Consider the following 25,822-nt stretch of genomic DNA (forward strand, 5'->3'; position numbering starts at 1 on the left):
AAATTACTGGGCGAGCGTGGCGCGAACCGTGTCGGCCACATTCTCCACCGTGAAGCCGAAGTGCTTGAACAGCACGCCAGCCGGAGCCGATTCGCCGAACGTGTCGATGCCGACAACCGCCTGGACCTGGTACTTCCACCAGAAATCGGTCACGCCTGCTTCCACGGCGATGCGCGGCACGCCTGCCGGCAGCACGCTGGCCTTGTACGCGGCGTCCTGCTTGTCGAACACCGTCGTTGCGGGCACCGACACCACGCGCACATGCACGCCTTCGGCGGCCAGCGCGTCAGCGGCGCCAACGGCCAGACCGACTTCCGAGCCGGTGGCCAGGATCACGGCGTCCGGACGCTTGGTGCGCGGGTTCTTCGCATCGCGCAGCACATAGCCGCCGCGCGCGATATTGGCGCGCGTGACGTCGTCACGCTTCTGGAACGGCAGGTTCTGGCGGCTGAAAATCAGGCAGCTCGGGCCGTTCTCGCGGCGGATCGCCTCGGCCCAGGCCACGGCCGTCTCGGTCGTGTCGGCGGTACGCCAGACATCCATGTTCGGGATCAGTCGCAGGCTGGCCACGTGCTCGATCGACTGGTGCGTCGGGCCATCTTCGCCCAGACCGATCGAATCGTGCGTGAACACGAACAGCGTGCGAATCTTCATCAGCGCGGCCATGCGCAGCGCATTGCGGCTGTAGTCCGAGAACGTCAGGAACGTGGCGCCGTACGGCACGTAGCCACCATGCAGCGTGATGCCGTTCATGATGGCGCTCATGCCGAATTCGCGCACGCCGTAGTTGATGTGGTTACCCCAGGCGTCGACGCGCACGGCCTGGGTGCCCGACCAGTTGGTCAGGTTCGAGCCGGTCAGGTCGGCCGAGCCGCCCAGGAATTCCGGCAGCACGGGCGCGAACGCCTCGATGGTGTTCTGGCTGGCCTTGCGCGTGGCGATCGTTTCGGCCTTTTCCTCGCACTTGGCGATGAAGGCGTCGACAGCGGCGTCGAACGAGCCGGGTAGCTCGCCGCGCATGCGGCGCTTGAATTCGCCAGCCTCATACGGATGCACTTCGGCGTAGGCGTCGAACAGCGCGTCCCATGCCTTTTCCAGCGCGCCGCCGGTGGCCTTGGCGTTCCATGCCGTGTAGACGTCTTCCGGCAGTTCGAACGGTGCGTGGGCCCAACCCAGCGCCTCGCGCGTGGCCAGCACTTCGGCGCCGCCCAGCGGGGCGCCGTGCACGTCGTGGCCGCCTTCCTTGTTCGGGGCGCCCTTGCCGATGATCGTGCGGCAGCAGATCAGCGTCGGCTTGTCGCTGGCCTTGGCGCGTGCGATGGCGTTGTCCACCGCCACCACGTCATGACCGTCCACGCCGCGGATCACGTTCCAGCCGTAGGCTTCGAAACGCTTGGGCGTGTCGTCGGCAAACCAGTGCACCACGTCGCCGTCGATCGAGATGCCGTTGTCATCCCACAGCGCGATCAGCTTGTTCAGCTTCAGCGTGCCGGCCAGCGAGCAGGCCTCGTGGCTGATGCCTTCCATCAGGCAGCCGTCGCCCATGAACACATAGGTGTGATGGTTGACGATGTCGAAACCGGGGCGGTTGAATTCCTCAGCCAGCAGGCGTTCGGCCAGCGCCATGCCCACCGCATTGGTGATGCCCTGGCCCAGCGGGCCGGTCGTGGTTTCCACGCCCGGCGTGATGCCGTATTCCGGGTGGCCCGCGGTCTTGCTGTGGAGCTGGCGGAAGTTGCGCAGCTCCGCCACGGGCAGGTCGTAGCCCGTCAGATGCAGCAAGGCATAAATCAACATCGATCCGTGGCCGTTAGACAGCACGAAGCGGTCACGGTCGGCCCAGTGCGGATTGACCGGGTTATGCTTCAGGTGCCGACCCCACAACGCCACGGCGATGTCCGCCATACCCATCGGCGCGCCGGGGTGACCGGAGTTGGCCTGCTGGACGGCATCCATTGCAAGCACGCGGATGGCATCGGCCATCAGCTTGACGGGTTGATTGGCAAAAGGACTGGTGGCGGGATGGGCGAGGGCAGACATGCGAGAACCTGACGGCGGGAAAACCGCAATTTTAGCAGAAGCAGGCGGCATTTCCGGGCGCGTGGACGCGTCCCGAAGGGGGTGTCAAACGTGGACCGAGTGGCTGGCGCCCGGAGTGGGCACCACACTGGGCGACATCACGGTGCTGGCGGCGGCGCGCACGCCGCATCAACAGGTGGAAATCGGCGAGAACGAGAAATTTGGCCGCATTTTCCGCCTGGATGGCCGCGTGATGAGCACCGAAGCCGATGCCTATATCCAGCACGAATTGATGACGGTGCCGATGGCCGCAGTGCACGGTTCGCCACGTAGCGCGCTGGTGGTAGGCGGTGGAGATGGCGGATCGGCGTTCGAATTACTTCGAATTCCCACCATGCGAGAAGTGGTAGTGGCCGAACTCGACAGCGAAGTCGTGCGCCTGGCGCGCGAATGGCTGCCGGGGATCCACCGGGGCGCCCTCGACGAGCCAGGCGATCCGCGCCTGCATCTTGCGATTGGCGACGGCCTTGGCCTAATGGAAGCATTTGCACGGGCCGGCCGTCAGTTCGACCTGATCGTCTACGATCTGACCGAAGCCGACGACGGCAGCCCGGCGGCGGCCCTCTTCTCACCGCACGGCCTGCAGACCGCGCGGCGTTGCCTTGCAGCCGGTGGCGCGATGTCGCTGCATCTTGGCCCGCCCTGGCACCGGCCCGATGCCACGCGGATGCTGCTGTCGCGCCTGCGCCAGGCGTTCCGGCATGTGGCACCGCTGACCACGTTCGTGCCAGCCTACGGCGCTCAATGGTGCATCGCACTCGCCAGCGACACGCTCGACATCGCGGGCCATTCGCCAGAACGCATCGCCAGCCGGCTGCGCCAATGGAAACTGGACGCCGCCTTGCGTGCCTACCGCGCCGAGCTGCATCCCGCGCTGTTCAGCCACCCCCGTCATCTGCAGGCGATCTTCGACAGCGCTGGCCGTCCCGCGTAACATGCACAAACGCCCCGCCGCCACGCGCGGCGGAGCTTTCGTGCCATCCGGGAGACCCTCATGTCCAGACCGCCCAACACGCCCTGGCTGACGCCCTATCTCACGGTCGCCAGCGGACGCGCCGCCATTGATTTTTATCAAAAGGCTTTCGGCTTCGAAGCCGGGCATGTCGTCGATGAAAACGGCGTGCCCACCCATGCCGAGATGCACTATCAGGGCCAACTCGTCATCATGTTCGCGCCCGAGGGCGCATGGGGCAGCACAGCCCGCACACCGCGCTCGATGGGTGTAGAGGCGCCGCAGACCTTCTACCTCTATTGCGAGGATGTCGACGCGCTCTACGCGCGTGCCACGGGTGCTGGCGCGACGAGCGTGACGCCGCCCGCCGACCAGTTCTGGGGCGACAGATACTGCATGGTCGAAGATCCCGATGGATACCGATGGGGCTTTGCCACGCCACTGGCCAAGGCTCCGGACGCCACTCCCAACCCCTGATGCCATCAAGATTCTTTGTCGATGCGGCGCTGGCCGCCGATGCTGTACTGGATTTGCCCGAGTCCGTCGTCCGCCACGTCCAGGTGCTGCGCCTCTCCGTCGGCGACGCCATTACGCTGTTCAATGGCCGCGGCGGCAGCTATTCCGCCACGCTGGCCGACATCGGCAAGCGCCATGCCACGGCGCGGATCGGCGCATTCGATCCGGCCGAGGCCGAAACGCCGTATTCCGTGACGCTGGCACAAGGTCTGGCTGGCGGCGACAAAATGGACTGGCTGATCGAAAAAGCCGTCGAACTGGGTGTGACCGCGATCCAGCCATTGCAGGCCAACCGCTCGGTCGTGCGCCTGTCCGGCGACCGGGCAGCCAAGCGCCAGGCGCACTGGCAGGCGCTGGTGGAGGCCGCAAGCGAGCAATGTGGCCGGAATCGCTTGCCGGCAGTGGCGCCGGTCGCTACTTTTGAAGCGTGGCTGGCGGCCGCCCCGGCCACGGGCGCCCGGCTGCTGCTGTCGCCACGTGCCACGGGTTCTTTACCGGAGCTTGCCCAAACGCATTGCGATACCTGGCGTGCCGATGGCATAACGCTGCTGATCGGTCCGGAAGGCGGGCTGTCTCCTGAGGAAGAAGACGCCGCGCGGCGCGCCGGTTTTATCGGCGTGTCACTGGGACCGCGCATCCTTAGAACGGAAACTGCCGGGCTGGCATGCCTGGCAACGCTTAACGCCATTCTTGGCGGATTTTGAGAAAGGAGTCTGAGATGGGACTACTCGATAGCGTACTTGGCGGCGTGCTGGGCCAGATGGGCGGCCAGCAGCAGGGCCAGTCCGGTGGAATGAACCCGAAGCTGATGATGGCACTGGGGCTGCTGGCGATGCTGGCCATGCGCAACAAGAGTCAGGGTGCGGATGGCAGCGTGGCAGCATCCGATGCCGGCGACAATCCGCTCGGAGGCCTCGGCGGACTTGGCGGATTGGGTGGGATGCTCGGAGGCATGCTCGGAGGCGGCAGCGCAGCGGCGCCGGGTGGCCTCGATCTTGGCTCCTTGCTGGGCGGGTTGCTCGGCGGCCAAGGGGAAGCGGGCGGATCGGCGCAGGCAATGGGTGCCGCGGCCGGCGGCATCGGCGCGTTGCGCGATATCCTGGGCCAGGCGGGACTTGGGCAGCAGGTCGACTCATGGATCGGCACCGGCGCCAATCAGGCGGTCAGCCCCACGGACCTGTCGACGGCACTCGGCGGCACCGGTGCGCTGCAATCGCTGGCGGAGACCACGGGTATGTCGTCCGACGATATTGCGGCCAGCCTCAGTGAAGGCCTGCCGGAACTGATCGACCGACTGACGCCGAATGGGCAGGTCCCACCCGCGGCCTGAGCGATCGGCCTCGCCTTCGACCTTCCCTTGGATAAACAAAAAGCCCGCTGACATCAGCGGGCTTTTTCATGGGCGCGAAACCGGATCGGGCGACGCGGTCAGGCGAACGAGTAGAACACCCGGAACTGCACCTTGCGCTCGCCCCAGAATTCGGCGGCGTCGCGGAACACGTCCAGCAGCACCTCGCGCGCCTCCTTGTCGAACTTCTGCGCGATCGGCAAACCTTCCAGCACAATCACGAAGCCCGGCTGCGGGCCGGCCTTGTAAATCATATCGGTCAGACAATCGGACAAGGCATCGAAATTCTTGCCGAAATGCTTCGGGAACGTGAATTCGGTGGCGATGCGTTCCAGAATCTCCGCCTTGCTGGCGCAGTCGGCGCAGTTGGCATACAGGAAATGCTGGTTCAGCGCGGTGGCTGCCTGGGCCAGTTCGGGTACGCGGAATGCGCGGATCGACTGGACGATGTTGGGGCGCACCGTCTTGAACAGATTCATGGCTCCCTCGTTGGTGCCGTCGTCAGCCCACGTGACCATGACTGGCGCACAAGCGGGCGGAAGTCGGTGCGTCAGATCCTGGCGCGGCATCATCAGCACGTTGTCATATAGGTTCTGGGCCTGCAGGTGAGCCCTTTGCCAGCCATCTCCGGCGCCGCGCTCCTCGCGGGCGGCAAGGGCGTCGCCCAATCCGAAAATGTCAGTCATCATTTGGTTATCCGTTTGAAACTGTTGTAGTGGTCTTCCGTGTAGTAGCAGTCGTTGGCGGCGCGTTGATCACCACCGCAAACTATCCGCTTGGCTCCCCGATTCCGGCTTTTGCTGTTCTTGACGGTGTATTCGCGGTAATACCCGCGAGGCTGCTGCGGCAGGATGCGTTCGTAGTTGCCGAACCGCGAACCATCCTTCTCATACGGGAACGGCCCGCCAGCCTGTATCAGGTCCAGCGTTTGCCGCGCCTCGTTGGGCAACTGCGGTGCCGTGATGGTTCCCACCGCCCCGGCCATTTCGGGCTGCTGCCTTGCCATCGCGCCTTGCGGCGACAGGGCGAGCGCCATCGAGAGCGCCGCGCCGGCCAACACGTGGCCCAGGCTTCGCGCCAGGCTCAGGGACTGCCAATGTGACTGCCGCTGCGACTGGCTTTGAAAATTCCGGGAACCCACGATAGTGAATAAATCGTTGGCGAAAGTTGATGGGGGTCATTCCGGCTGCCCCTCGGGTTCCATCACGGGTCCCCAGCGGCTACCGGCACGCCCAGGCGAGCGTCCGCATTCAAAGGCGTAAGGTTACGCGTAAGTCCATCATTAATCAATCCCTGCGCCAGGGCGCGCAGAATTTCTTCAATTGTTTCAATATGTTATTGATATGTGTGCGCATACTAACCGTGCGAGCGGCCATTTGACACGGACATGAAAAAGCCGGGCGAACCCGGCTCTTGCACCACTTGGCTCCGGCGGCCCGAAACAGCCGCCGGTGAAACCCGCCGATCAGGCCTTGGCCGCGGCGTCCACCACCACCAGTGCGGTCATGTTGACGATGCGGCGCACCGTGGCCGACGGCGTCAGGATGTGCACCGGCGCCTTCACGCCCAGCAGGATCGGGCCGATGGCCACATTGTTGCCGGCCGCCACCTTGAGCAGGTTGTACGAAATGTTGGCCGCGTCGATGTTCGGGCAGACCAGCAGATTGGCTTCACCCTTCAGCGAGCCGTCCGGCACCAGCGAATCGCGCAGCTTTTCGTCCAGCGCGCTGTCGCCGTGCATTTCGCCATCCACTTCCAGTTCCGGCGCGCGCTCGCGCAGGATCTGCAGCGTATCGCGCATCTTGCGGGCCGACGGTGCTTCCGACGTGCCGAAGTTCGAATGCGACAGCAGGCCGATCTTCGGCTCGATACCAAAGCGCTTCAGTTCCTCGGCGGCCATGATCGTGATCTCGGCCAGTTCCTCGGCGGTCGGGTCCACGTTGACGTGCGTGTCCACCAGGAAGATCTGGCGGCCCGGCAGGACCAGGCCGTTCATGGCGGCGTACACGGTGTTCGTGCCACCCAGCACCTGGTCGATGTAGCGCAGGTGCGCGGCCGTGGTGCTGACCGTGCCGCAGATCATGCCGTCGGCTTCGCCCTTCTTGACCAGCATCGCGCCGATCAGCGTGGTGCGGCGGCGCATTTCCAGCTTGGCGTACTGCTGCGTCACGCCTTCGCGGGCCATCATGCGGTAGTACGCGTCCGAGTAGTCGCGGAAGCGCTCGTCGTGCTCGGGGTTCACCACGGTGAAGTCCACACCCATGCGCAGGCGCAGGCCGAAGCGTTCGATGCGGTGCGACAGCACTGCCGGGCGACCGATCAGGATCGGGTTGGCCAGCTTCTCGTCGACGATCACCTGCACGGCACGCAGCACGCGCTCTTCTTCGCCTTCGGCAAAGACGATGCGCTTCTTTTCCATGTCCACCTTGCGCGCAGCCGCATAGATCGGCTTCATCAGCGTGCCCGAGTGGTAGACAAACTGTTGCAGCTGCAAGCGGTACGCGTCCATGTCCTCGATCGGACGCGCTGCCACACCCGCCTTGGCGGCGGCTTCCGCCACGGCCGGCGCAATCTTGACGATCAGGCGCGGGTCGAACGGTTTCGGAATCAGGTATTCGGGGCCAAACGACAGGTCCTGGATGCCGTAGGCCGACGCCACGATATCGCTTTGTTCCTGACGCGCCAAGTCCGCCACGGCGTTGGCGGCGGCGATTTCCATTTCACGCGTGATCGTGGTGGCGCCGCAATCCAGCGCGCCACGGAAGATGAACGGGAAGCAGAGAACGTTGTTGACCTGGTTTGGATAGTCGGTACGGCCCGTGGCGATCACGGCGTCCGGACGCACTTCCTTGGCCAGTTCCGGCATGATTTCCGGATTCGGGTTGGCCAGCGCCAGCACCAGCGGCTTCTCGGCCATCTTCTGCACCATCTCGGGCTTCAGCACGCCCGCGGCGGACAGGCCCAGGAAGATGTCGGCACCGTCGATGACTTCGGCCAGCTTGCGCTTGTCGGTCTTTTGCTGGAAGCGCGCCTTTTCGGGGTCCATCAGCTCGGTACGGCCTTCGTAGACCACACCGGCGAGGTCCGTCACCCAGATGTTCTCGATGGGCAGGCCCATGTCGACGAGCAGGTCCAGGCAGGCCAGCGCGGCCGCACCGGCGCCGGAGGCCACCAGCTTCACCTTGGAGATTTCCTTGCCCACGACCTTCAGGCCGTTGATGACCGCCGCGCCCACCACGATGGCGGTACCGTGCTGGTCATCGTGGAAGACGGGAATCTTCATCCGCTCGCGCAGCTTGCGCTCAACGTAGAAACATTCCGGCGCCTTGATGTCTTCGAGGTTGATACCACCGAACGTCGGCTCCAGCGACGCGATGATGTCCACCAGCTTCTCGGGGTCCTTTTCGTCGACCTCGATGTCGAACACGTCGATGCCGGCGAACTTCTTGAACAGACCGGCCTTGCCTTCCATGACAGGCTTCGACGCAGCGGCGCCGATGTCGCCCAGGCCCAGAACGGCGGTGCCGTTCGTGATCACGGCCACGAGGTTGCCACGCGCGGTGTAGCGGAACGAGTTGGCCTGGTCGGCAACGATTTCCTCACACGCAGCGGCCACGCCCGGCGAATAGGCCAGCGCCAGGTCGCGCTGGTTCGACAGCGGCTTGGTCGGGGTGACGGAGATCTTACCGGGGGTCGGAAACTCGTGGTACTCGAGTGCGGCCTTGCGCAGCGCCTCACGCTGCTGCTGTTTCAGATCGTCTTGGGACGGGGACTGCTGAGGGCTTGTCATCTGCGCATCTTCCGATCAGTGGAGCCGCATGAATAACGCTGGGGATGAGCACGGGCCGGCTCCACGAACCCGCTGTCTCCGCTTTATAGGCGCTTAGGCTTGTAAGCTTAAGAATGGCGCATTTTATATTGTGAAAAACTATTTCACAATGGGCGTTTTGCGCGGGGCACCTTTGCGTTTCGGTACAATATGCCGCATGCCGAAGGGCTTGACCAGCCGGTATGCCCCCCACCTCGATGCCAAATCCCACCGCAGCTTCCCTTTCCGAATTCGACCTGATTCGCCGCTTCTTCACGCGCCCGGTGCACAAGGCCGCGCTCGGGGTGGGCGACGACTGTGCGCTGATTGACGCACGGCCGGGCCATCAGCTGGCGATCAGCACCGATATGCTGGTCAGCGGCCGCCATTTCTTTCCGGATGTGCCGCCGCGCTCGCTGGGCCACAAGGCGCTGGCCGTGAACCTGTCGGACTTGGCGGCGATGGGGGCCGAACCACGCGCGTTCACGCTGGCGCTGGCGCTGCCGGAAGCCGATCCGGCCTGGCTCGAAGCCTTTGCCGGCGGCATGCTGGCGCTGGCCGACAACCACGGTTGCGAGCTGATCGGCGGAGATACCACCAAGGGGCCGCTGACGTTGTCGCTGACGGTGTTTGGCGATGTGCCGCCCCGCCAGGCGCTGCGGCGCGATGCCGCACGGCCCGGCGACGACATCTGGATCTCGGGCACCCTCGGCGATGCCCGTCTGGCGCTGGGCGATTGCCGCGGCGAATGGCTGCTGCCCGAACCCGATTTCACGCTGATCCGTCCACGTATGGACACCCCAACGCCGCGCGTGGCGCTGGGAATGGCGCTGCGAGGCGTGGCGCATGCTGCACTGGACGTATCGGATGGGCTGATCGGTGACCTCGGCCATATCCTGGCCAGGTCATCCGTGGGTGCGATCGTCGATGTCGATGCCCTCCCCCGCTCCGAAGTGCTCGGCGCGCAACCGCTCGATCGGCAGCGCGAATGCGTACTGGCCGGCGGCGACGATTACGAGCTGTGCTTCACCGCGCCGGCGGGTAACCGCGAAGCCATCGCCGCCATCAGCCATCAGCTGGGACTGCCACTCACACGTGTCGGCTCCATCACTCCGGAGGCCGGCCTGCGTATCGTGGACCGTCACGGCGACCCCTTCACGTTTTCGGGCACGTCCTTCGATCATTTCACCGCAGCGTGACACACTGCCCGTCAGCCGTGTCATGATGCCAGGCATGCGCGCAACAGGGAGAGCTGTCGTCTTGCGCGCCATATATCACTAGAAAAATCGAGCCAGGTTCTTGATGTCCGCTTATCCCCCCGGGGCCGCGCCGCGCGACCCCGCCAATTCTGCCGAGCCTGTCACGCTGGAAGCCGGCCAGACGTCCAGCGTCACACGACCGACCGCCCGCTTCATGCTTGGCCATCCGGCCCGGCTGATCGCGCTCGGGTTCGGCTCCGGCCTGTCGCCGGTCGGCCCGGGCACCGTCGGCACGCTCTACGGCTGGCTGTCGTTTGTCGTGATCTCGATGTGGATCGAGCCGACCACCTGGCTGTGGATCATCGCGGCCGGGTTCGTGATCGGTATCTGGGCCTGCCTGCGTACCGCGCGTGACATGGGCGTGTACGACCACGGCAGCATGGTCTGGGACGAAGTGGTCGCTTTCTGGCTGGTGCTGGTCTTTGTCACGCCAACCGGCTTCTGGGGCCAGTTCGCGGCCTTCCTGTGGTTCCGTCTGTTCGATATCGCCAAGCCGGCGCCGATTCGCTACTACGATCGCACGCTCAAGGGTCCGGGGTTCACCGGCGCCTTTGGCGTGATGTTCGACGATATCTTCGCGGCGTTCTATACGCTGCTCGTCTTTGCCCTGTGGCGCTCGTTCTGAGCCCCACGCGACCTTTCTGCACCAGGAACCCAGGGAATCGCCGCCATGTCCGTCAGCCGCCTGCTTGACCAGCTTGCCATCCAGGCCGGAGTCGCCCTTGCGGAGCGTTCGCTCATGCTCGCCACCGCGGAATCGTGCACGGGCGGACTCGTCGCGGCGGCCATTACCGATGTATCGGGATCGTCAGGCTGGTTCGAGCGCGGCTTCGTGACCTACTCGAATGAAGCCAAGACGACGATGATTGGCGTGCCCGCCAAGTTGATCCGTGACCACGGTGCGGTCAGCGAGGAAGTGGCTCACGCAATGGCCGAGGGTGCCCTGCTGAACAGCCGCGCACAGGTGTCGCTGTCGATCACGGGCGTGGCGGGGCCGAATGGCGGCACCCCGGACAAGCCGGTGGGCATGGTCTGCTTTGGCTGGAGCAACCGCATCACCACGCGCACGGAAACCCAGCGCTTCAAGGGCGACCGGGCCCAGATCCGCCGCCAGGCCGCCGAGCATGCGATGCGCGGCCTGATCGAGCTGATCCGGAACGAGGAATAACTCTGGCCTTGCTTCCCTCCCGCATTTTCATGGGATAGGGAAGCAACCCTTCGGCCAGTCAACGCATCAACCGTGGCGATAACGGTTGATCGTCTCCCGCGTCTGCAGTGCCACATTGCGGGCTGCCGCCGCAAAGTCCTTGTCGCCGCTGGCGTACAGGATGGCGCGCGAGGAATTGATCATCATGCCCGTGCCGTCGGCCGTGCGGCCAGCCTTCACGGTAGCCTCGATATCACCGCCCTGGGCGCCGATGCCCGGAATCAGCAGTGGCATGTCGCCGACGATCTGGCGCACCTTGGCAATCTCGTTGGGGAACGTCGCGCCCACCACCAGGCCCATCTGGCCATTGGTATTCCAGCGCTCGCGCGCGGCCTCGGCCACCACCTGGTACAACGGCTTGCCATCGACCTGCAGAAACTGCACATCCGACCCGCCCGGGTTCGACGTGCGGCACAGCACGATGACACCCTTGCCCGCATGCGCCAGGTACGGCGACATCGAATCAAAGCCCATGTACGGGCTCACGGTCACGGCGTCGGCCTTGTAGCGGTCGAAGGCCTCGACCGCGTAGTGCTCGGCGGTGGAGCCGATGTCGCCACGCTTGGCATCGAGAATCACGGGGATCCCCGGGTGCGCGTCGTGGATGTATTCGATCAGCTGCTCGAGCTGGTCTTCGGCGCGCTGGGAATGGAAATAGGCAATCTGCGGCTTGAAGGCGCAGACCAGATCAGCCGTGGCATCGACGATTTCGCGGCAGAACGAAAAAATCGCGCCACCGGTACCGGTCATCGACAGCGGCAGCTTGGCGGGATCAGGATCGAGCCCGACGCACAGCAGGGAATCGTTTCGCTGCCAGGCACTGGTCAGCAGCTCGGTAAAGGTCATGGGATGCTCGGTAATCGGGTAAGGCCGGCGGCCCGCCCATGTTCGACAGTCTTCACAGCATAACGCGGGTGGACACCGGCCGGTTGGCTTGCGGCGGGCCGGATAGGGCATCCCGCGGCGCAGCATTATGGCGTCGGCGGCATTCTACCCGTTGGCGTGATATTGTCTGGAGCTTCCGCTTAAAAGAGCGACAACCACGTCGCCGTCTCTCCGATCCATGCAACTCGACCGCCGCGGTCTCATCCTGCTTGTCATCCTGACCATCGCCTGGGGCCTGAACTGGCCGGTAATGAAAATCGGCGTCGCGCATTTCCCGGCAATGGGATTCCGGCTGCTTTGCATGGCCGGAGGGCTGGTGGCACTGGGGCTGGCGCTGAAGGTGCGCGGAGAATCGCTGCGGGTACCGCGCCAGGCCTGGAGCACCGTCGTCAAGCTGGCGATTCCGAACATGGTGATCTGGCACCTGTTCGCGATCTGCGCGGTCAAGTTGCTGTCGTCGGGCCGCGCGGCCATCCTTGGCTACACCATGCCGATCTGGGCCGTGGTCTGGGGCCTGCTGATCTTTCGGGAGCGCATCGCGCTATCGGCGTGGATCGGCATTGCCTGCGCGCTGACCGGCACGGTCCTGCTGCTGTCCGGCGAGATTGCCGCGTTGACCGGCAGCCCCGCCGGCACGCTGCTGATGCTGGTGGCCGCCGCGGGATGGGGGTTCGGCACCCAGTTGATGAAGCGCACGCAGATCGACGTGCCAATCGGCGCGCTGACCTTCTGGATGCTGGCCATCACGCTCCCCTTCCTGGCCATCGGCACGCTGCTGTTCGAAACCGGCTGGCGCATGCCCACCGCCATCGAATGGGGCGCCATCGCCTACAACGCGGTGGTGGTCTTCGCCTACTGCCACCTGGTCTGGTTTGCGCTGGCGCGCAGCCTGCCGCCCGTGGTGTCCAGCCTGTCGATCATGTTCATTCCGGTGGTGGGCGTGTTCTCGGGCATGTGGCTGCTGGGCGAAACGCCGCACTGGCAGGACTACGCAGCCATCGTGTTGATGTTTGCGGCGTTGTCATCCGTCATGCTGGCCCCGCTGCTGCGCCGGCGCCTGTGAGCAACACGGGCGCAGAGATTTCACTTAACAAGCCCCCTCCCGTTGGATTACACTCGCGGCCATCAGAATCCCGGAGAAACTACGTGGGCAGTAGCATCGGGTGTTCGGGTTGTTGCAGCCACGCTGCGTCATCGCCGGATGCCATGTCACTGCGGGCTGCGTAACGCCGATCCGCGCGGGGCCATTGCCCTGCTCGTCGCCGTACTTGCCCGCAGACACCTGCGGGTGAGTGTGTCTTTCCGTTTCCCCCGTGGCCGTCTTCCGACTGCCGCGTCACGCTGCGGATCTTCCCTCCCCCGGCTTGCCAGCCAGATACAGGCAACAGGCAAACGTCATCGCCTTGCCACGGACGCGGCTTCCGCCGCGCGCAGGCAGCGCGATCACGCTTGCCGGCCGCCTCATGGTCGCTTTGCTGGCGATGCCTTGCCTGCGCGTGTCTCCGACCAGCGCAATCAGTAACAAGGAATCCAAGGGATGATCAATCTGTTCGTCCTGCAGAAAGGTCGGCTTGCCCAGGAGCAGGTCGACGAGCGCAACGAGCTGCTGCAGCACAAGCCCATCTGGATCGACGTCGTCAGTCCCGACGACGAGGAATTGGCGTGGATCAAGGAAGCCTATGGCGTGGTCCTTCCGGAACTGGAAGACCTCGGTGACCTTGAGGCATCGGCCCGCTATTTCGAAGGCGAGGACGAGAACATTCACATCCGCACCGATTTTCTGCTGGCGGAGGATGAAGCGTCCCGCAACGTGCGCGTTGCATTCGTGCTCACGCGCGACGTCCTGTTCTCGATCCACGACGAGGACCTGCCCGTGTTCCGGCTGGTACGGCTGCGCGCGCGGATGCGCCCCGGCTCGGTACGCAACGCCAAGGACGTGCTGATGGACCTCTACGCGACCGACGCCGAGTATTCGGCCGATTCGATCGAGGAAATCTACGAACGCCTGGAAGAAGCCAGCCGCCGGGTGCTGGCCGAGAACGTGACCGATGCCGCCGCGGCCGATGTGCTGGAAACCATCGCGCGCGAGGAAGACTTGAACGGCCGCATCCGCCGCAACGTCATGGATACGCGCCGCGCGGTATCGTTCCTGATGCGCAGCCAGCTACTGTCGGCCGAGCAGCAGGATGAGGCGCGGCAGATCCTGCGCGACATCGATTCGATCGAGAACCACACCGCGTTCCTGTTCGACAAGATCAACTTCCTGATGGACGCGACGGTCGGTTTCATCAACATCAACCAGAACAAGATCATCAAACTGTTCTCGGTGGTGTCGGTGGCGCTGATGCCGCCGACGCTGATCGCCAGCATCTACGGCATGAACTTCAAGCTCATGCCGGAACTGGACTGGGCCGTCGGCTATCCGTGGGCGATCGCCCTGATGGCCGTGTCGGCGGCGATTCCGCTGGTGTATTTCAGAAGAAAGGGCTGGTTGAGCTGACGCTCATCCTGTCTCCCTCTCCCGCAAACGTGAGAGGGGGAGACAACCATCCGCATCCCTAGTCCGGGAGCGTCGCCGCGCCCATGCGCCGGGCGATGATCGATGCCTTGACGCGGAAGTTCACGCGCACATTGGCGCAGTATTCCTTCTTGTCGAAGCACTTCGGCGCCGGCAGTGCAGCAGCCAGCCGGGCGGCCTGGCCCACCGTCAGTTTCGCGGCCGATGTGTGGAAATAGTGCTGGGCCGCGGCCTCGATACCAAACACGCCCTCGCCCCACTCCACCGAGTTCAGGTAGATCTCGAAGATCCGCTGCTTGTCCAGCCAGAACTCAAGCATCCACGTGATGGCCAGCTCCTGGCCCTTGCGCACGTAGTATTGCTCCGAGGACAGGAACAGGTTCTTGGCCAGTTGCTGCGTGATCGTGGAACCGCCGCGCACAATGTGGCCGCGCTTCTTGTTGCGCTCCCAGGCATCGAGCATCGCGTCGAGTTCATAGCCGGGATGGTTGACGAAATCAGCGTCTTCGCTGGCAATCACCGCGCGCTTGAGATTGCGCGAGATCTCGTCGTAGCCCACCCATTTGCGGTCGACCGAACAGCTCCAGAAATTGAAGCCGCACAGCCGCCAGCGCTCGGCGCGCATGAACGATGTGGAAGACGGATTCAGGTATTGCCAGGCCGCAATCTGCAGGAAGAAATAGACCTGCAGCACCAGCACGCCGATGACCAGGCATTCCCCCAGATAGCCGATCCAGCGCAGCGGATTGGCCGCGCCGCCGGATGCTCTTTCCGGTGCGCGCGCGGCGGCGGTTCGCTGGCGTGCCAAGGCCGCTGCGCGCTGGTTAGCGGGCCGCTTCAGCCTGCAGCGCGGCGCGCAGCTCGGCCAGCACCGGCGCGGTGCTCGGTCGCACGCCGCGCCAGTTGTAGAACGCCTCGGCGGCCTGCTCCACCAGCATGCCAAGCCCGTCGGACGTACGCGCGCCGCACTTCGCGGCATAGGCCAGGAATACGGTCGGCCTGGCCCCGTACATCATGTCGTAGGCCAGCACGCCTTCGCCCAGCAGGTAGTCCGGCACCGGCGGCAGTTCGCCCTGCAGGCTGCTGGCCGATGCATTGATGACGACGTCGCAGCCCTCGTCATCGGACAGCGCGCTCAGCGCGTCGAGGCCACCAGCCCACAGCTCCACGCCATACTGGTCAGCCGCTTCCACGAACGCTTCGACCATGTCGCTGGCTTTCTGCGCGGTACGGTTGGCCACCACGATCCGCGCGGGGCGGCATTCGATCAGCGGCAGCATCGCACCCATCGCCGCGCCACCGGCGCCGAGCACCAGGATGCGTTTGTCTTCGAGCAATACGTCGAGGTTGTCCTGGATATCGCGCACCAGCCCGATACCGTCGGTGTTGTCGCCATGAATCAGGCCGTCCTCGATCCACATCGTGTTGACCGCGCCGGCCGCTTCCGCGCGCGGCGTCAGGCGGTCGGCCAGATCATAGGCATCGAGCTTGAACGGCGTGGTCACGTTGAAGCCATGACCGCCATCGGCCAGGAATTTGCGCACGGTATCCGCGAACGCGTCGAGCGGTGCTTCCAGACGGTCGTAATGCACGGCTTCGCCGGTCTGGCGCGAAAACGCGGCATGAATGGCCGGCGAGCGGCTATGCGAAACGGGGTTGCCGACCACGACGTAGCGGTCGACCGATTGCTGTTCTGCGGTCATCAGCGTCCTTGCAGGCGGACGTCGAGCCCGCTGCGTGTGAACTTGAAAGTGGAAATGACTTCGAGGATGTCCTGCTTCGACTGCATCTCGGGCGTGAACGCTCCGAATGGCGCAGCGGCGCGGACGATGGCCACGGCCTGGCGATCGAGCGCGGGGTCGCCCGAGCTCTTGGCCACGTCGATGGCGTCGATGTTGTAGCCGTCACGGTTGTAGCCGAGCTTGCCCTGGCGGTTCACGTTGATCACCAGGATCAGCTGGCCGTAGAGCGGCTTGCCATTCTTCTGCGGAAAGTCGCTCGTGCCACGCACCTCGATCTTGCGGCGCAGCCGGTCGTAGTACTGGGCATAGTCCACGCCTTGGGCACTGGTGGCCGTCAGCTGCATGCGCTTGGGCCGCTTGGCGTATTGTTCGAGATTGCGGCCGATCTCCGCTTCGAGCTTGGCCATCTCGTCAGTGGACGTGCGTTCGTCCTGCCCGCGCGTCGGCGAGTCGTTCCGTTGATCGCCCGGCTTCACCGGCTGGCTGCGCACCGACGGCGCGGGCTCGCGGGCCTGCGTCATCAGCCGCCGCTGCTCTTCTTCGAGCTGTTCGATCCGGCGCTGCGTCAGTTTGACGAGGTCGCCTTCCTTGGACTCGGTCTGTGCCGGCAGCGGCGTGGTCGCGCGCTGGGCATCGTGGTCGCCACCGCCATCGAGGTTGGCCTGCGCCAGCACCGTGGGATTGCGCGGTTTCTCCGCCGACTTCGAATTCACCAGCACCACGTCGAGCTGTGGATCGGACCGCTTGATCTCGAACACTTCCGGCGCCGCAATGCGCACCATCAGCAGCACCGCATGGATGGCGACCGACACGGCAAGCGCCTTGACCAGCGTGCTGCTGGATTGCCACCATTCGCGCGGATGCGTGTGGCGGAAAGCAGGAAGAACGGCGTTCACGATGGGTTCTGGAACCTGGGGCGGTGGGTTGGCTCGGTCTAAAGCCGGCCACCCCTCGACAGAGGGATGGCCGGAACAGACTTCGATTGTACGGGAGCCGCCCGGTTTACCGAAGGACTCAGGCGGGGGGGTTGGCGCCGGTGTCGCGTGGCGCCGACGCATCGTCGGCAGCGGCTTCGGCAGCCTGGCCTTCCGACGGCTCGGTAACGCCCTCGGCCGCGGCTTCCGCGGCATCTTCGGCCGCCGCTTCCGCAGCCGCCTCGGCGGAAACTTCCGACATTTCGTCGTCGCTGTCGCCTTCCAGTTCTTCTTCCGGCAGCTCGCCCTCGCCCGCGAAGATCTCCAGCACCCGGCACGAAACTTCCAGCGAAATCTCGTCAGTCGCCCCGATCTCCAGCAGCACCTGCGTACCGCGCACGGCCTGAGCCAGTTCCGGCACGCGCGTCACCAACGGAATCTCGGCAAAGCGCACCGCGCCGTCCTTGAGCACCGTGGCCATCAGCTTGCCCCGGCCTTCCTGCGCGATCCAGCGCAGGCACCAGTAGCGCTCCATCGTCGACTGGTGGTCGGCGTAGGCGGCGTAGGTGCCCTCGAAGTCGGCCACGGCCGCCAGCAGGTCGGCGTCCTTGGGCTTGAACGGCGCCACGAGCTTGGCCGTGACGCCATGCTGGGCCACCGCCAGGATCTGCCACTGGTTGACCAGATCGACGTAGCGGCGCAACGGCGACGTGCTCCACGCGTATTGCGCCACGCCCAGCCCTTCGTGCGGAGCCGGGTAGGTCTGCATGCGCGTGCGATGCATGCCCCACGCCTTCTGCGTGCGATAGATGCCCGGCACGCCGTGGTCGGCCAGCAACTTGCCCCACGTGCTGTTGGCCAGGATCATCAGCTCGGCCACGATCTTGTCCAGCGGCGACCCGCGGCGGCGCTGCTCGATGCGCACGCGCTCGCCGCCGCCTTCGACGGGATCGATATAGAAATTGAAATCCGCCCGGTTGTGCGCCTCGGGGCGCAATCCGCTGGCCAGTCGCGCCTTCTGCCGCTCGTCGTGCAGATGGTTGGCCAGCCGGAACAGCTCGCCCAGCGCCTCGCGGAACGGATAGTCGCCGGTCCCCGCGGCCAGCGCGGCCTCGGTGACCACGTCTTCGAGCAGGTTATGCCGCAGGTTGGCGGCAATCGGCACCAGCTCGGCACGCGTTTCGCTGCCGGTAATGGTCAGGCCATCGGGGCCGTTCGGGTCGACCGTCACGTAGAGCGACAGTGCCGGACAGGTGCGGCCTTCCTGGAGCGTGTAGCGTTCCACCACGCTGTCGGGCAGCATGGTGATCTTGTCGCCAGGGAAGTACACCGTGGACAGGCGCTGGCGTCCGATCGCATCGAGCGGCTCGCCACGGCGGAAACCGAGGCCAGGCGCCGCGATGTGGATACCCACGCGCAGCTTGCCGTCGGGCGTGTGCGTCACCGACAGCGCGTCGTCGATTTCCGTGGTCGTGACATCGTCGATCGAAAACGCTTCGACATCGGCCAGCGGCAGGTCGGCCGCCGGATCGGGCACGTCAACGTCAGGAAAGCCGGTGCCCTTGGGGAAACAGTCGGCCAGGAACTTGGCCTCGTGCAGCGCGCGCGGGCTTTCCACACCGCCCACGGCCACCATCAGGCGCATCGGCGCCATGCCCAGCGCCGTGCAGGCGGCGTCCATCGCCTTGTATTCGAGGCTGTTCTTGTCCGGCTTGAACAGCAGCTGCAGCACCTTTCCGCGAAACGCGTCGGGCAGCTTGAGCGCCTTGAGTTGTTCTTCGTATTCGCCCTGCACCAGAAGCTGCTGCTTCTTGCGTTCGACGGCGGCCAGCGCGGCCTTGAGCTGGTCTTCGGGCGCGCGCAGGTAGCGGCCGCGCCCCTTGCGGCGGAAATAGACCGGGTTGCCATGCAGCGCCATAGCGAGTGCCGCCTGCTGCACGGCGCCAGCATCGGCGCCGTAGTATTCGGCAGCCAGCTCGGTGAAGCCGAATTCGTCGGCCGGCGCACATTCCCAAAGGAAGTCGAGATCGATCTCGGCGGTCAGCTCGCCAGTTTGCCGCACCATTTCGATTGCCGAAGGCTGGGCAAACTGCAGCAGCACGTCCTTTGCCTTGACCTTGGTGCGCTTGCCCGCGGGCAATTCAACCTGGTAGGCCTCACCCTGTTGGGTGAGTACGGTGCCGGCGCGGATTTCGCCGCCTTCTTCGAACAGCAACTGCATGGATCGGTACTTTCAGAAGTGCCGGGACATGCCGCCGCGGTGCGCAGTGGTGCACGCGAAAGCCGGCCTGTCCGGGCGGATATTTGACCCGGGATGATACCGCACCACGCTAAAAGCCTAGTGCCGGCGCCACCTCCGGGCCAGAGGAGATCAGAGCGACATGCCGCCGCTGGCCTCGATCGTCGTGCCGTTGACGTAGCTGGCGTCGTCGCTGGCCAGGAACGCGTAGATCGCGGCGATTTCGGATGGCTCGGCCAGCCGGCGCATCCAGCAATGGTCCTTCATGCCGTCGAGCACCTTGTCCGGCACGGTCTGCAGGATCTCGGTGTTCACAAACCCCGGACACACCGCGTTCACGCGCACGCCCTTGGGTCCCAGCTCCCGTGCCCACGTCTTCGTGAAACCGATCACGCCAAACTTGCTGGCCGCATAGTTGGTCTGGCCAAAATTGCCATACAGGCCAACCACGCTCGACGCGTTCAGGATCACTCCGCGGCCCTGCTCCGTCATCACCGCGGCCACGGCCTGCGAGCAGTGGAACACGCCCTTGAGGTTCACGTCGATAACGGCGTCGAACTGCGCTTCGGTCATTTTGGCCAGCCGCGCGTCCTTGGTGATGCCAGCGTTGTTGACCAGGATATCGATGCTGCCGTGGCGCGCCAGCGTGGCGGCCACCATGCCGTCGACTTCCTCCCGGCTGGTGACGTCGACCTTGTGCGCGTCGACGTTGGCGCCCGTCGCGGCCAGGCGATCAGCGGCCTCGCGCACGCGCGCTTCATTCACATCGCAAAGCACCAGCTTCGCGCCTTCGGCGGCAAAGCGCTCGGCGGTGGCAAACCCGATACCGGCGGCTGCACCGGTGATGATGGCGACCCGACCTTCCAATTTCATGATGCTTGTCTCGCTTCCTTGCTGTGTGTGTCGATACGGCGGGGCAGTCTGGTGCCGCCCGCGCCGATGTTGGCAGGCGCTGCACGCTCCAGCAGGTCTGGCAGAAAGACCTCTGTCACGAGCATGGCGCCGGCGCCGCGACGGAATACCGAGCGCCGCGCGGGCAGCATCGGTACCGACGAAAACGCCGGCAACACCCGCTGCAGCGCCTGGCGCAGCGGATGGTTTGCGGATAGCCGCGCGAACTGGAACGGCTCGCGCCGCACGCGCGGATCGACGAACAGCGCGCCACCGAGCGGCCGGTTGCCCAGGCCGCGAAGGAAAGGCCAGTCACGCCGCGCGCGATACGGATCGACGATCGTGTGCGCGAAGACCGCTGGCACATCGTCGCAGATCAGCAGCACTTCCCGCGTGATGGCGGGCACGGGCCGGATCAGCCCGAGCGCCCGCCATTCGTCGGCAAACGGCAACTTCGGTGTCTGGCTCAGGCGCTCGACACGAAACCGCGAAGACGCCGACATCAGCCGCGCCGTGAGCGAACCCTCGCCCGCGATCCAGCGCCGCTGATTCAGCGGTATGGCCGCGTCATACGGCAGGTGCGCGTGCCAGCCGGCGCGCAGGCCCTTGAGGCCAGACACTGCCGTCGTCATACCGTGCGTTTTCCGCCCGGTACATAGCCGCAGAAAGCCAGTACTTCGTCGACGTAATCGTCGAATTCGCTGATGCCGTGATCGCTGCCTTCGATCACGCGGATCTTCGCGCCGGGGCAGCCCTCGACCATCTCGCGGTAATCGAGTACCTCATCGCCCGTGGCGGCAAGCAGGTAATAGCGTTCGGGCCGTGTGATCTTGTCCACGCGCAGCGCCAGCAGTTCGTCCAGATGCTCGCGCTTCACCACGACCGAGCCACCGCCGTGATAGAGCGGCTGCTCGCCAAGGTATTTCTCAAGATCGGTCCACGGATGGATCGCCGGGTTCAGCAACACGGCGCGGCAGCCATGCTGCTCCGCCAGCCAGCGTGCATAGAAGCCACCGAGCGACGAGCCGACGATTGCGATATCGGTCTCGCCGCCAGCCTTGGCGCCACGGATGGCGGCCTCGGCCTGGGCAATCGCCTGGGACGGCGACACATTGAGCGTGGGGCAGGCGAAGTACTTCTCCAGGCCCCATGCGCGCATCCGTTCCTGCACGAGCCTTGACTTCATCGACTGCGGCGAGGAACGGAAACCGTGCAGGTACAGCAGCATGTGATTCCCTGTCAGATATCAGGCCTTGGCGCCGATGGCATCGAGCAGCTTCTGGTGAACACCACCGAATCCGCCGTTGCTCATGACCAGCACATGGTCGCCGGGCCGGGCGGCCGCCGTGACTGCGTCGACCAGGGTGCCAAGATCCTGGAAGGCCTTGGCCTTGTCGCCGATCGGCGCCAGCGCCTCGCCCAGGTTCCAGCCCAGCGCGTCCTTGCCGGAGGGCGCGCCATAGCCGAACACAAGGTCGGCGGCTTCCAGGCTGGCCGGCAATTGCGCGGCCATCACGCCAAGCTTCATCGTGTTCGAGCGCGGTTCCAGCACGGCCAGGATGCGGGCGCCGCCCACGCGGCGGCGCAGGCCGTCGAGCGTGGTCTGGATGGCGGTGGGATGGTGCGCGAAATCGTCGTAGACCGTCACGCCATTGGCCACGCCACGGATTTCCATGCGGCGCTTGACGTTGGCAAAGCGGCCCAGTGACTCGATGGCCTGTGCCGGCGGCACGCCCACGTGACGCGCGGCGGCAATCGCGGCAATCGCGTTCATGCGGTTGTGCGTGCCCTGCAGGTCCCAGACCACGGTGCCCTGGACTTCCTCGCGGAAGTACACGTCGAAGGCGTCCTTGCCGGCCGGCGCGGCCGTGCGGGCATCGCCTTCGCGCCAGTCGCCCATGCCGAACTGCTCCACTTCGCTCCAGCAGCCGCGCTCCAGCACGCGGGCCAGGGCCGGCTCGTTGCCGTTCACGATCAGGCGGCCCTGACCCGGTACCGTCCGCACCAGATGGTGGAATTGGGTCTCGATCGCGCCCAGATCGGGAAAGATGTCAGCGTGATCGTATTCCAGGTTGTTCAGGATCGCCGTGCGCGGGCGGTAGTGCACGAACTTGCTGCGCTTGTCGAAGAAGGCGGTGTCGTACTCGTCGGCTTCGATGACAAAGAAGTCCGATTCCGTCAGCCGCGCCGAAATGCCAAAGTTCTGCGGCACGCCGCCCACCAGGAATCCAGGGTTGTAACCAGCATCCTCCAGCAGCCACGCCAGCATCGACGTGGTAGTGGTCTTGCCATGCGTGCCGGCCACGGCCAGCGTCCACTTGCCGTTCAATACGTGTTCGCCCAGCCATTGCGGGCCCGACACATACGGCAGGTTGCGGTTCAGGATCGCTTCCATCAGCGGATTGCCGCGCGACACCACGTTGCCGATCACGTACAGGTCGGGATTGAGCGAGAGCTGCTCCGGATCGAACCCTTCGATCAGGTCGATGCCCTGGGCTTCGAGCTGGGTGCTCATGGGCGGGTAGACATTGGCGTCGCAACCGGTCACGCGGTGACCCGCCTGTCGCGCCAGGACCGCAACGCCGCCCATGAACGTACCGCAGATGCCAAGGATGTGAATATGCATGGGAGCTTCGGGAATGCGTGGGACCGCGGCGGCCGGGCCGCGCGGCACAGGAAAAGAAGGCTCTGATTGTACCCGCATGCGCAGGGTTCCCCTGGGCTGCGCGACCTTGCCGCAGGCGCGCCGCGCGGCCATGCGGGTATCATCGTCACCATGTCTCGACGTACGCCCTCAGACCCCGCCCGCCTGCGCGAGGAAATCGCCCAGGCCGCAGCGCGCATGATCGCCGAAGATGGCGCCGACTACGCCACCGCCAAGCGCAAGGCAGCCCGCCAGCTGCTGGGTGACTTGCGCGTGGCCGGAGAATGGCTGCCCGATAACGAGCAGATCGAGGAAGAAGTGCGCGCCTACCAGGCACTGTTCCATAGCGAGCACCAGCCGCGCATCCTGGCACTGCTGCGCCAGCTGGCCGTGCTGGCGATGGACGACCTGACCCCGTTCCGCCCCTATCTGGTCGGCGCCGTGCTCAACGGCACCGCCACCGAGCACTCCGACGTCTATATCCAGTGCTTCTGCGACAGCCCCAAGGACGTGGCGCTGCACCTGCTCAATGCCGGGGTGGACTTCGACACCAGCGAGAGCCGGCACTTCGCCGGCCGCGGCGACGTGGAGACGCTCAGTTTCCTATGGCGCGGCCAGTGGCCCGCCGTGCGCGAGGCGCGACAGCTGGCCGGCGAGGTACGCGCCACGCTGGGCGCGCCGGTGGGCATCCACATCGCGCTGTATGATGCGATCGACGAACGCGGCGCCGCACGGGCCGATTCCAGTGGCCGCGTGGCCCGGGCCGACATCAATGCCGTGCGCGCCCTGATCGAAGCCGCCGGCACGGGCAATTGAGCGCAGGGCTGCGCCCAGCATCGCTATCTATATAGAACTGTCATCATCGCCATCCAAACATGACTGCATCTACACCAGGCTCCAAGACGAACCGCCGCTCCTCCCTCACCATCTGGATCATCGTGGCCGTCCTGGCCGCAGTGGCCGGTGCGGTCGCGGCGAATTTCGCGCTGGCGCCCAAGCAGGCGTCGGACCAGGCGGTCGAGTCGCTGTTCCAGGCCAAAATGCCTGATCCGACCGGCAACGAGCTGGATCTATCGAAATTTCGCGGCAAGACGCTGGTCGTGAACTTCTGGGCGCCCTGGTGTGGCCCGTGCGTCGAAGAGATGCCCGAACTGACCGCCCTGCACGGCGAGTACGCGCAGAAGAACGTGGAGTTCATCGGCATCGGCATCGATTCCGCCGGCAACATTCAGGAATTTCTCAAGAAAGTCCCCGTAAAGTACCCGTTGGCCGTGGCCGGCTTCACGGGTACCGAACTGGCCAAGAGCTTTGGCAATGCTCAGGGCGGCCTGCCCTACACGGTTGTCATCACCCCTGACGGCAACGTGAAATACCGCAAGATGGGCCGCGTCCATGCGGACGAACTGCGCAAGGAATTGCCCGGCGCCTGAGTCGGACAAACGGCGCAGACTTGCAAGTTACCTCGATCTACGCCGATCTACGGTCAAAATCACCCGAAGTGACGCCCAACGCGCGGACAAACCCGCATCCACGGCGATTTTGTGGCAAATGATGCACTCGCGGCCCAGAAAATGGCCTTCGAGCGACATCCCGGCTTGTATCGCGTGCTAGACAAATCCCTCTAAGCTACGGTAATCTCCGCGCAATTTCGTTGAACTGGTCGAGTCGCCGTGTCGTCTACCCCTACCGTCAGCCGCTCCGCCCGCTACCGTAAAGTGCTGGTTCTGCATGGTCCGAACCTGAACTTGCTCGGAACGCGTGAGCCGCAGACTTATGGACACACCACGCTGGCCGATATCAACGACGCGCTGGCAAAACGCGCCGCGGCCGCCGGCATTGGACTGGACACGTTCCAGTCCAATCATGAGGGCGCCCTGGTGGACCGCGTCCATGCAGCGCGAGGCGAAGGGGTGGATCTCGTCATCATCAATCCCGCGGCCTTCACGCACACCAGCGTGGCGCTGCGCGATGCGCTGGCCGGGGTGGCCATTCCATTCGTCGAAGTGCATCTGTCCAATGTGCATCGCCGCGAGCCGTTCCGCCATCACTCATATTTCTCCGATCAGGCGATCGGGGTGATCTGCGGCCTGGGCTGGCAGGGATATCTGTTGGCACTCGAATACGCGCTGGCACAGGAACAGGACACACCGGGCAGCTGATACCCGATCTGTACAAACCGAGACAACCGCGGCCTGTTCCGTCCCACGAGGCAGGCCAAAATCAATGACTGACCGCCGCCGTCCCCTTCCTTGAACCGAAGGTGACCGGACAACCCGATTCTGGAGGATAAGAAGATGGACCTGCGCAAGCTGAAGACGCTGATCGACCTGGTGGCCGAATCCGGCATTTCGGAGCTCGAAGTGACCGAGGGCGACGGCAAGGTTCGCATCGTCAAGCAACCCCCGCAGGTGCTGGCGGCTCCCATTGCCATGCCCCAGTTCCAGGCTATGCCGGCGGTTGGCGCCGCACCGGCCGGCGCAGTCGCTCCGGCAGCCGTGGCGACGGAAGCCGCTCCGCAACTGCCGGCTGGCCACGTGGTCACGTCGCCGATGGTCGGCACGTTCTACCGCGCTCCGTCGCCGGGCGCCGCCCCGTTCGTGAACGTGGGCGATACCGTCAAGGAAGGCCAGACCATCTGCATCATCGAAGCCATGAAGCTGCTCAATGAGATCGAGTGCGACAAGGCCGGTGTGATCAAGGAAATCCTGGTCGAAAACGGCCAGGCCGTGGAATACGGCCAGCCGCTGTTCGTGATCGGCTGAAGCCGGCAGCCGGCTGACGCGGCAAAGCGGCCCCTGGCCCTGCCGCATGCGTTGGCCC

The 25,822-nt window shown here is 65.0% G+C and carries 26 protein-coding genes; 13 read left to right on the top strand and 13 right to left on the bottom strand.

Features of this window, described 5'->3' with window-relative positions:
• Positions 1–3: 3 nt before the first annotated feature.
• The gene (gene tkt / locus AC3FLX_RS24570; RefSeq protein WP_488699925.1) at positions 4–2,091 is read right to left on the bottom strand and encodes a transketolase; all 2,088 of its coding nucleotides are present in this window, start codon (positions 2,089–2,091) and stop codon (positions 4–6) included.
• Between the two features lie 64 nt (positions 2,092–2,155).
• On the opposite strand from tkt, the gene AC3FLX_RS24575 reads away from it, so the two are divergent.
• From AC3FLX_RS24575 to AC3FLX_RS24590, 4 genes are read left to right on the top strand one after another with little or no spacing between them, the layout of a single operon-like run.
• Positions 2,156–3,013: a spermine/spermidine synthase domain-containing protein gene (locus AC3FLX_RS24575; protein WP_488699926.1), complete on the top strand. Its 858-nt coding sequence runs from the start codon at positions 2,156–2,158 to the stop codon at positions 3,011–3,013.
• A gap of 60 nt (positions 3,014–3,073) precedes the next feature.
• The gene (locus AC3FLX_RS24580; RefSeq protein ID WP_488699927.1) at positions 3,074–3,508 is read left to right on the top strand and encodes a VOC family protein; all 435 of its coding nucleotides are present in this window, start codon (positions 3,074–3,076) and stop codon (positions 3,506–3,508) included.
• Positions 3,508–4,251, top strand: coding sequence for a 16S rRNA (uracil(1498)-N(3))-methyltransferase (locus tag AC3FLX_RS24585; protein WP_488699928.1), 744 nt, complete (start codon positions 3,508–3,510; stop codon positions 4,249–4,251). The genes AC3FLX_RS24580 and AC3FLX_RS24585 overlap by 1 nt, the downstream gene beginning before the upstream one ends.
• A gap of 14 nt (positions 4,252–4,265) precedes the next feature.
• On the top strand, positions 4,266–4,877 hold the full coding sequence (locus AC3FLX_RS24590) for a YidB family protein (RefSeq protein WP_488699929.1): 612 nt from the start codon (positions 4,266–4,268) through the stop codon (positions 4,875–4,877).
• Positions 4,878–4,975: 98 nt separating this feature from the next.
• Here AC3FLX_RS24590 and AC3FLX_RS24595 read toward each other — a convergent pair whose 3' ends face one another.
• The 3 genes from AC3FLX_RS24595 to AC3FLX_RS24605 all read right to left on the bottom strand — a co-directional run bounded on the left by AC3FLX_RS24595 (position 4,976) and on the right by AC3FLX_RS24605 (position 8,685).
• Complete coding sequence (locus AC3FLX_RS24595) at positions 4,976–5,584, bottom strand: barstar family protein (protein WP_488699930.1); 609 nt, start codon at positions 5,582–5,584, stop codon at positions 4,976–4,978.
• Entirely contained in the window at positions 5,581–5,931 is a 351-nt protein-coding gene (locus tag AC3FLX_RS24600) for a guanyl-specific ribonuclease (RefSeq protein WP_488699931.1), read from the bottom strand. The genes AC3FLX_RS24595 and AC3FLX_RS24600 overlap by 4 nt, the downstream gene beginning before the upstream one ends.
• Positions 5,932–6,360: 429 nt before the next feature.
• Positions 6,361–8,685, bottom strand: a complete 2,325-nt coding sequence (locus AC3FLX_RS24605) for an NADP-dependent malic enzyme (RefSeq protein WP_488699932.1) — start codon at positions 8,683–8,685, stop codon at positions 6,361–6,363.
• A 221-nt stretch (positions 8,686–8,906) separates the two neighbouring features.
• Between AC3FLX_RS24605 and thiL the strand changes: the two genes are divergently transcribed.
• The 3 genes from thiL (at position 8,907) to AC3FLX_RS24620 (ending at position 11,130) form a co-directional block, all read left to right on the top strand.
• A complete protein-coding gene (gene thiL, locus AC3FLX_RS24610; RefSeq protein WP_488699933.1) occupies positions 8,907–9,902 on the top strand; it encodes a thiamine-phosphate kinase in 996 nt (331 codons plus the stop codon).
• 103 nt (positions 9,903–10,005) lie between these two features.
• Positions 10,006–10,587, top strand: a complete 582-nt coding sequence (locus tag AC3FLX_RS24615; protein WP_488699934.1) for a phosphatidylglycerophosphatase A family protein — start codon at positions 10,006–10,008, stop codon at positions 10,585–10,587.
• A gap of 45 nt (positions 10,588–10,632) precedes the next feature.
• Entirely contained in the window at positions 10,633–11,130 is a 498-nt protein-coding gene (locus AC3FLX_RS24620) for a CinA family protein (protein ID WP_488699935.1), read from the top strand.
• Positions 11,131–11,196: 66 nt separating this feature from the next.
• Here AC3FLX_RS24620 and pyrF read toward each other — a convergent pair whose 3' ends face one another.
• Positions 11,197–12,015, bottom strand: a complete 819-nt coding sequence (pyrF, locus tag AC3FLX_RS24625; protein WP_488699936.1) for an orotidine-5'-phosphate decarboxylase — start codon at positions 12,013–12,015, stop codon at positions 11,197–11,199.
• Between the two features lie 217 nt (positions 12,016–12,232).
• Between pyrF and AC3FLX_RS24630 the strand changes: the two genes are divergently transcribed.
• A complete protein-coding gene (locus tag AC3FLX_RS24630; RefSeq protein WP_488699937.1) occupies positions 12,233–13,117 on the top strand; it encodes a DMT family transporter in 885 nt (294 codons plus the stop codon).
• A 474-nt stretch (positions 13,118–13,591) separates the two neighbouring features.
• The gene (gene corA / locus AC3FLX_RS24635; protein ID WP_238265553.1) at positions 13,592–14,554 is read left to right on the top strand and encodes a magnesium/cobalt transporter CorA; all 963 of its coding nucleotides are present in this window, start codon (positions 13,592–13,594) and stop codon (positions 14,552–14,554) included.
• 58 nt (positions 14,555–14,612) lie between these two features.
• Here the strand turns inward: corA and mtgA are convergent, their stop codons facing one another.
• The 8 genes from mtgA to mpl all read right to left on the bottom strand — a co-directional run bounded on the left by mtgA (position 14,613) and on the right by mpl (position 22,984).
• Positions 14,613–15,314 carry a monofunctional biosynthetic peptidoglycan transglycosylase gene (gene mtgA / locus AC3FLX_RS24640; RefSeq protein WP_488700046.1) on the bottom strand — a complete coding sequence of 234 codons (702 nt, stop codon included), beginning with the start codon at positions 15,312–15,314 and terminating at the stop codon, positions 14,613–14,615.
• An 82-nt stretch (positions 15,315–15,396) separates the two neighbouring features.
• Entirely contained in the window at positions 15,397–16,275 is an 879-nt protein-coding gene (gene aroE, locus AC3FLX_RS24645; RefSeq protein WP_488699938.1) for a shikimate dehydrogenase, read from the bottom strand.
• On the bottom strand, positions 16,275–17,210 hold the full coding sequence (locus AC3FLX_RS24650; protein WP_488699939.1) for an energy transducer TonB family protein: 936 nt from the start codon (positions 17,208–17,210) through the stop codon (positions 16,275–16,277). The genes aroE and AC3FLX_RS24650 overlap by 1 nt, the downstream gene beginning before the upstream one ends.
• A 118-nt stretch (positions 17,211–17,328) precedes the next feature.
• On the bottom strand, positions 17,329–19,449 hold the full coding sequence (locus AC3FLX_RS24655) for a ribonuclease catalytic domain-containing protein (RefSeq protein ID WP_488699940.1): 2,121 nt from the start codon (positions 19,447–19,449) through the stop codon (positions 17,329–17,331).
• 150 nt (positions 19,450–19,599) lie between these two features.
• Complete coding sequence (fabG, locus tag AC3FLX_RS24660) at positions 19,600–20,340, bottom strand: 3-oxoacyl-ACP reductase FabG (RefSeq protein ID WP_488699941.1); 741 nt, start codon at positions 20,338–20,340, stop codon at positions 19,600–19,602.
• Complete coding sequence (locus AC3FLX_RS24665) at positions 20,337–20,990, bottom strand: chorismate--pyruvate lyase family protein (protein ID WP_488699943.1); 654 nt, start codon at positions 20,988–20,990, stop codon at positions 20,337–20,339. Before AC3FLX_RS24665 ends, fabG begins: the two co-directional genes overlap by 4 nt.
• Complete coding sequence (locus tag AC3FLX_RS24670; RefSeq protein ID WP_488699945.1) at positions 20,987–21,586, bottom strand: YqiA/YcfP family alpha/beta fold hydrolase; 600 nt, start codon at positions 21,584–21,586, stop codon at positions 20,987–20,989. The genes AC3FLX_RS24665 and AC3FLX_RS24670 overlap by 4 nt, the downstream gene beginning before the upstream one ends.
• An 18-nt stretch (positions 21,587–21,604) precedes the next feature.
• Complete coding sequence (mpl, locus tag AC3FLX_RS24675) at positions 21,605–22,984, bottom strand: UDP-N-acetylmuramate:L-alanyl-gamma-D-glutamyl-meso-diaminopimelate ligase (protein ID WP_488699946.1); 1,380 nt, start codon at positions 22,982–22,984, stop codon at positions 21,605–21,607.
• Between the two features lie 150 nt (positions 22,985–23,134).
• Here mpl and AC3FLX_RS24680 point away from each other — a divergent pair, with 150 nt between their 5' ends.
• The 4 genes from AC3FLX_RS24680 (at position 23,135) to accB (ending at position 25,764) form a co-directional block, all read left to right on the top strand.
• Complete coding sequence (locus AC3FLX_RS24680; protein WP_488699948.1) at positions 23,135–23,818, top strand: UDP-N-acetylmuramate--alanine ligase; 684 nt, start codon at positions 23,135–23,137, stop codon at positions 23,816–23,818.
• A 59-nt stretch (positions 23,819–23,877) separates the two neighbouring features.
• Entirely contained in the window at positions 23,878–24,432 is a 555-nt protein-coding gene (locus AC3FLX_RS24685) for a TlpA family protein disulfide reductase (RefSeq protein ID WP_488699949.1), read from the top strand.
• Positions 24,433–24,672: 240 nt separating this feature from the next.
• The gene (gene aroQ, locus AC3FLX_RS24690) at positions 24,673–25,161 is read left to right on the top strand and encodes a type II 3-dehydroquinate dehydratase (protein ID WP_488699950.1); all 489 of its coding nucleotides are present in this window, start codon (positions 24,673–24,675) and stop codon (positions 25,159–25,161) included.
• Positions 25,162–25,296: 135 nt separating this feature from the next.
• Entirely contained in the window at positions 25,297–25,764 is a 468-nt protein-coding gene (gene accB / locus AC3FLX_RS24695; RefSeq protein ID WP_488699951.1) for an acetyl-CoA carboxylase biotin carboxyl carrier protein, read from the top strand.
• Positions 25,765–25,822 lie beyond the last annotated feature (58 nt).

This window comes from Cupriavidus sp. 291-E7 (genome assembly GCF_057798835.1).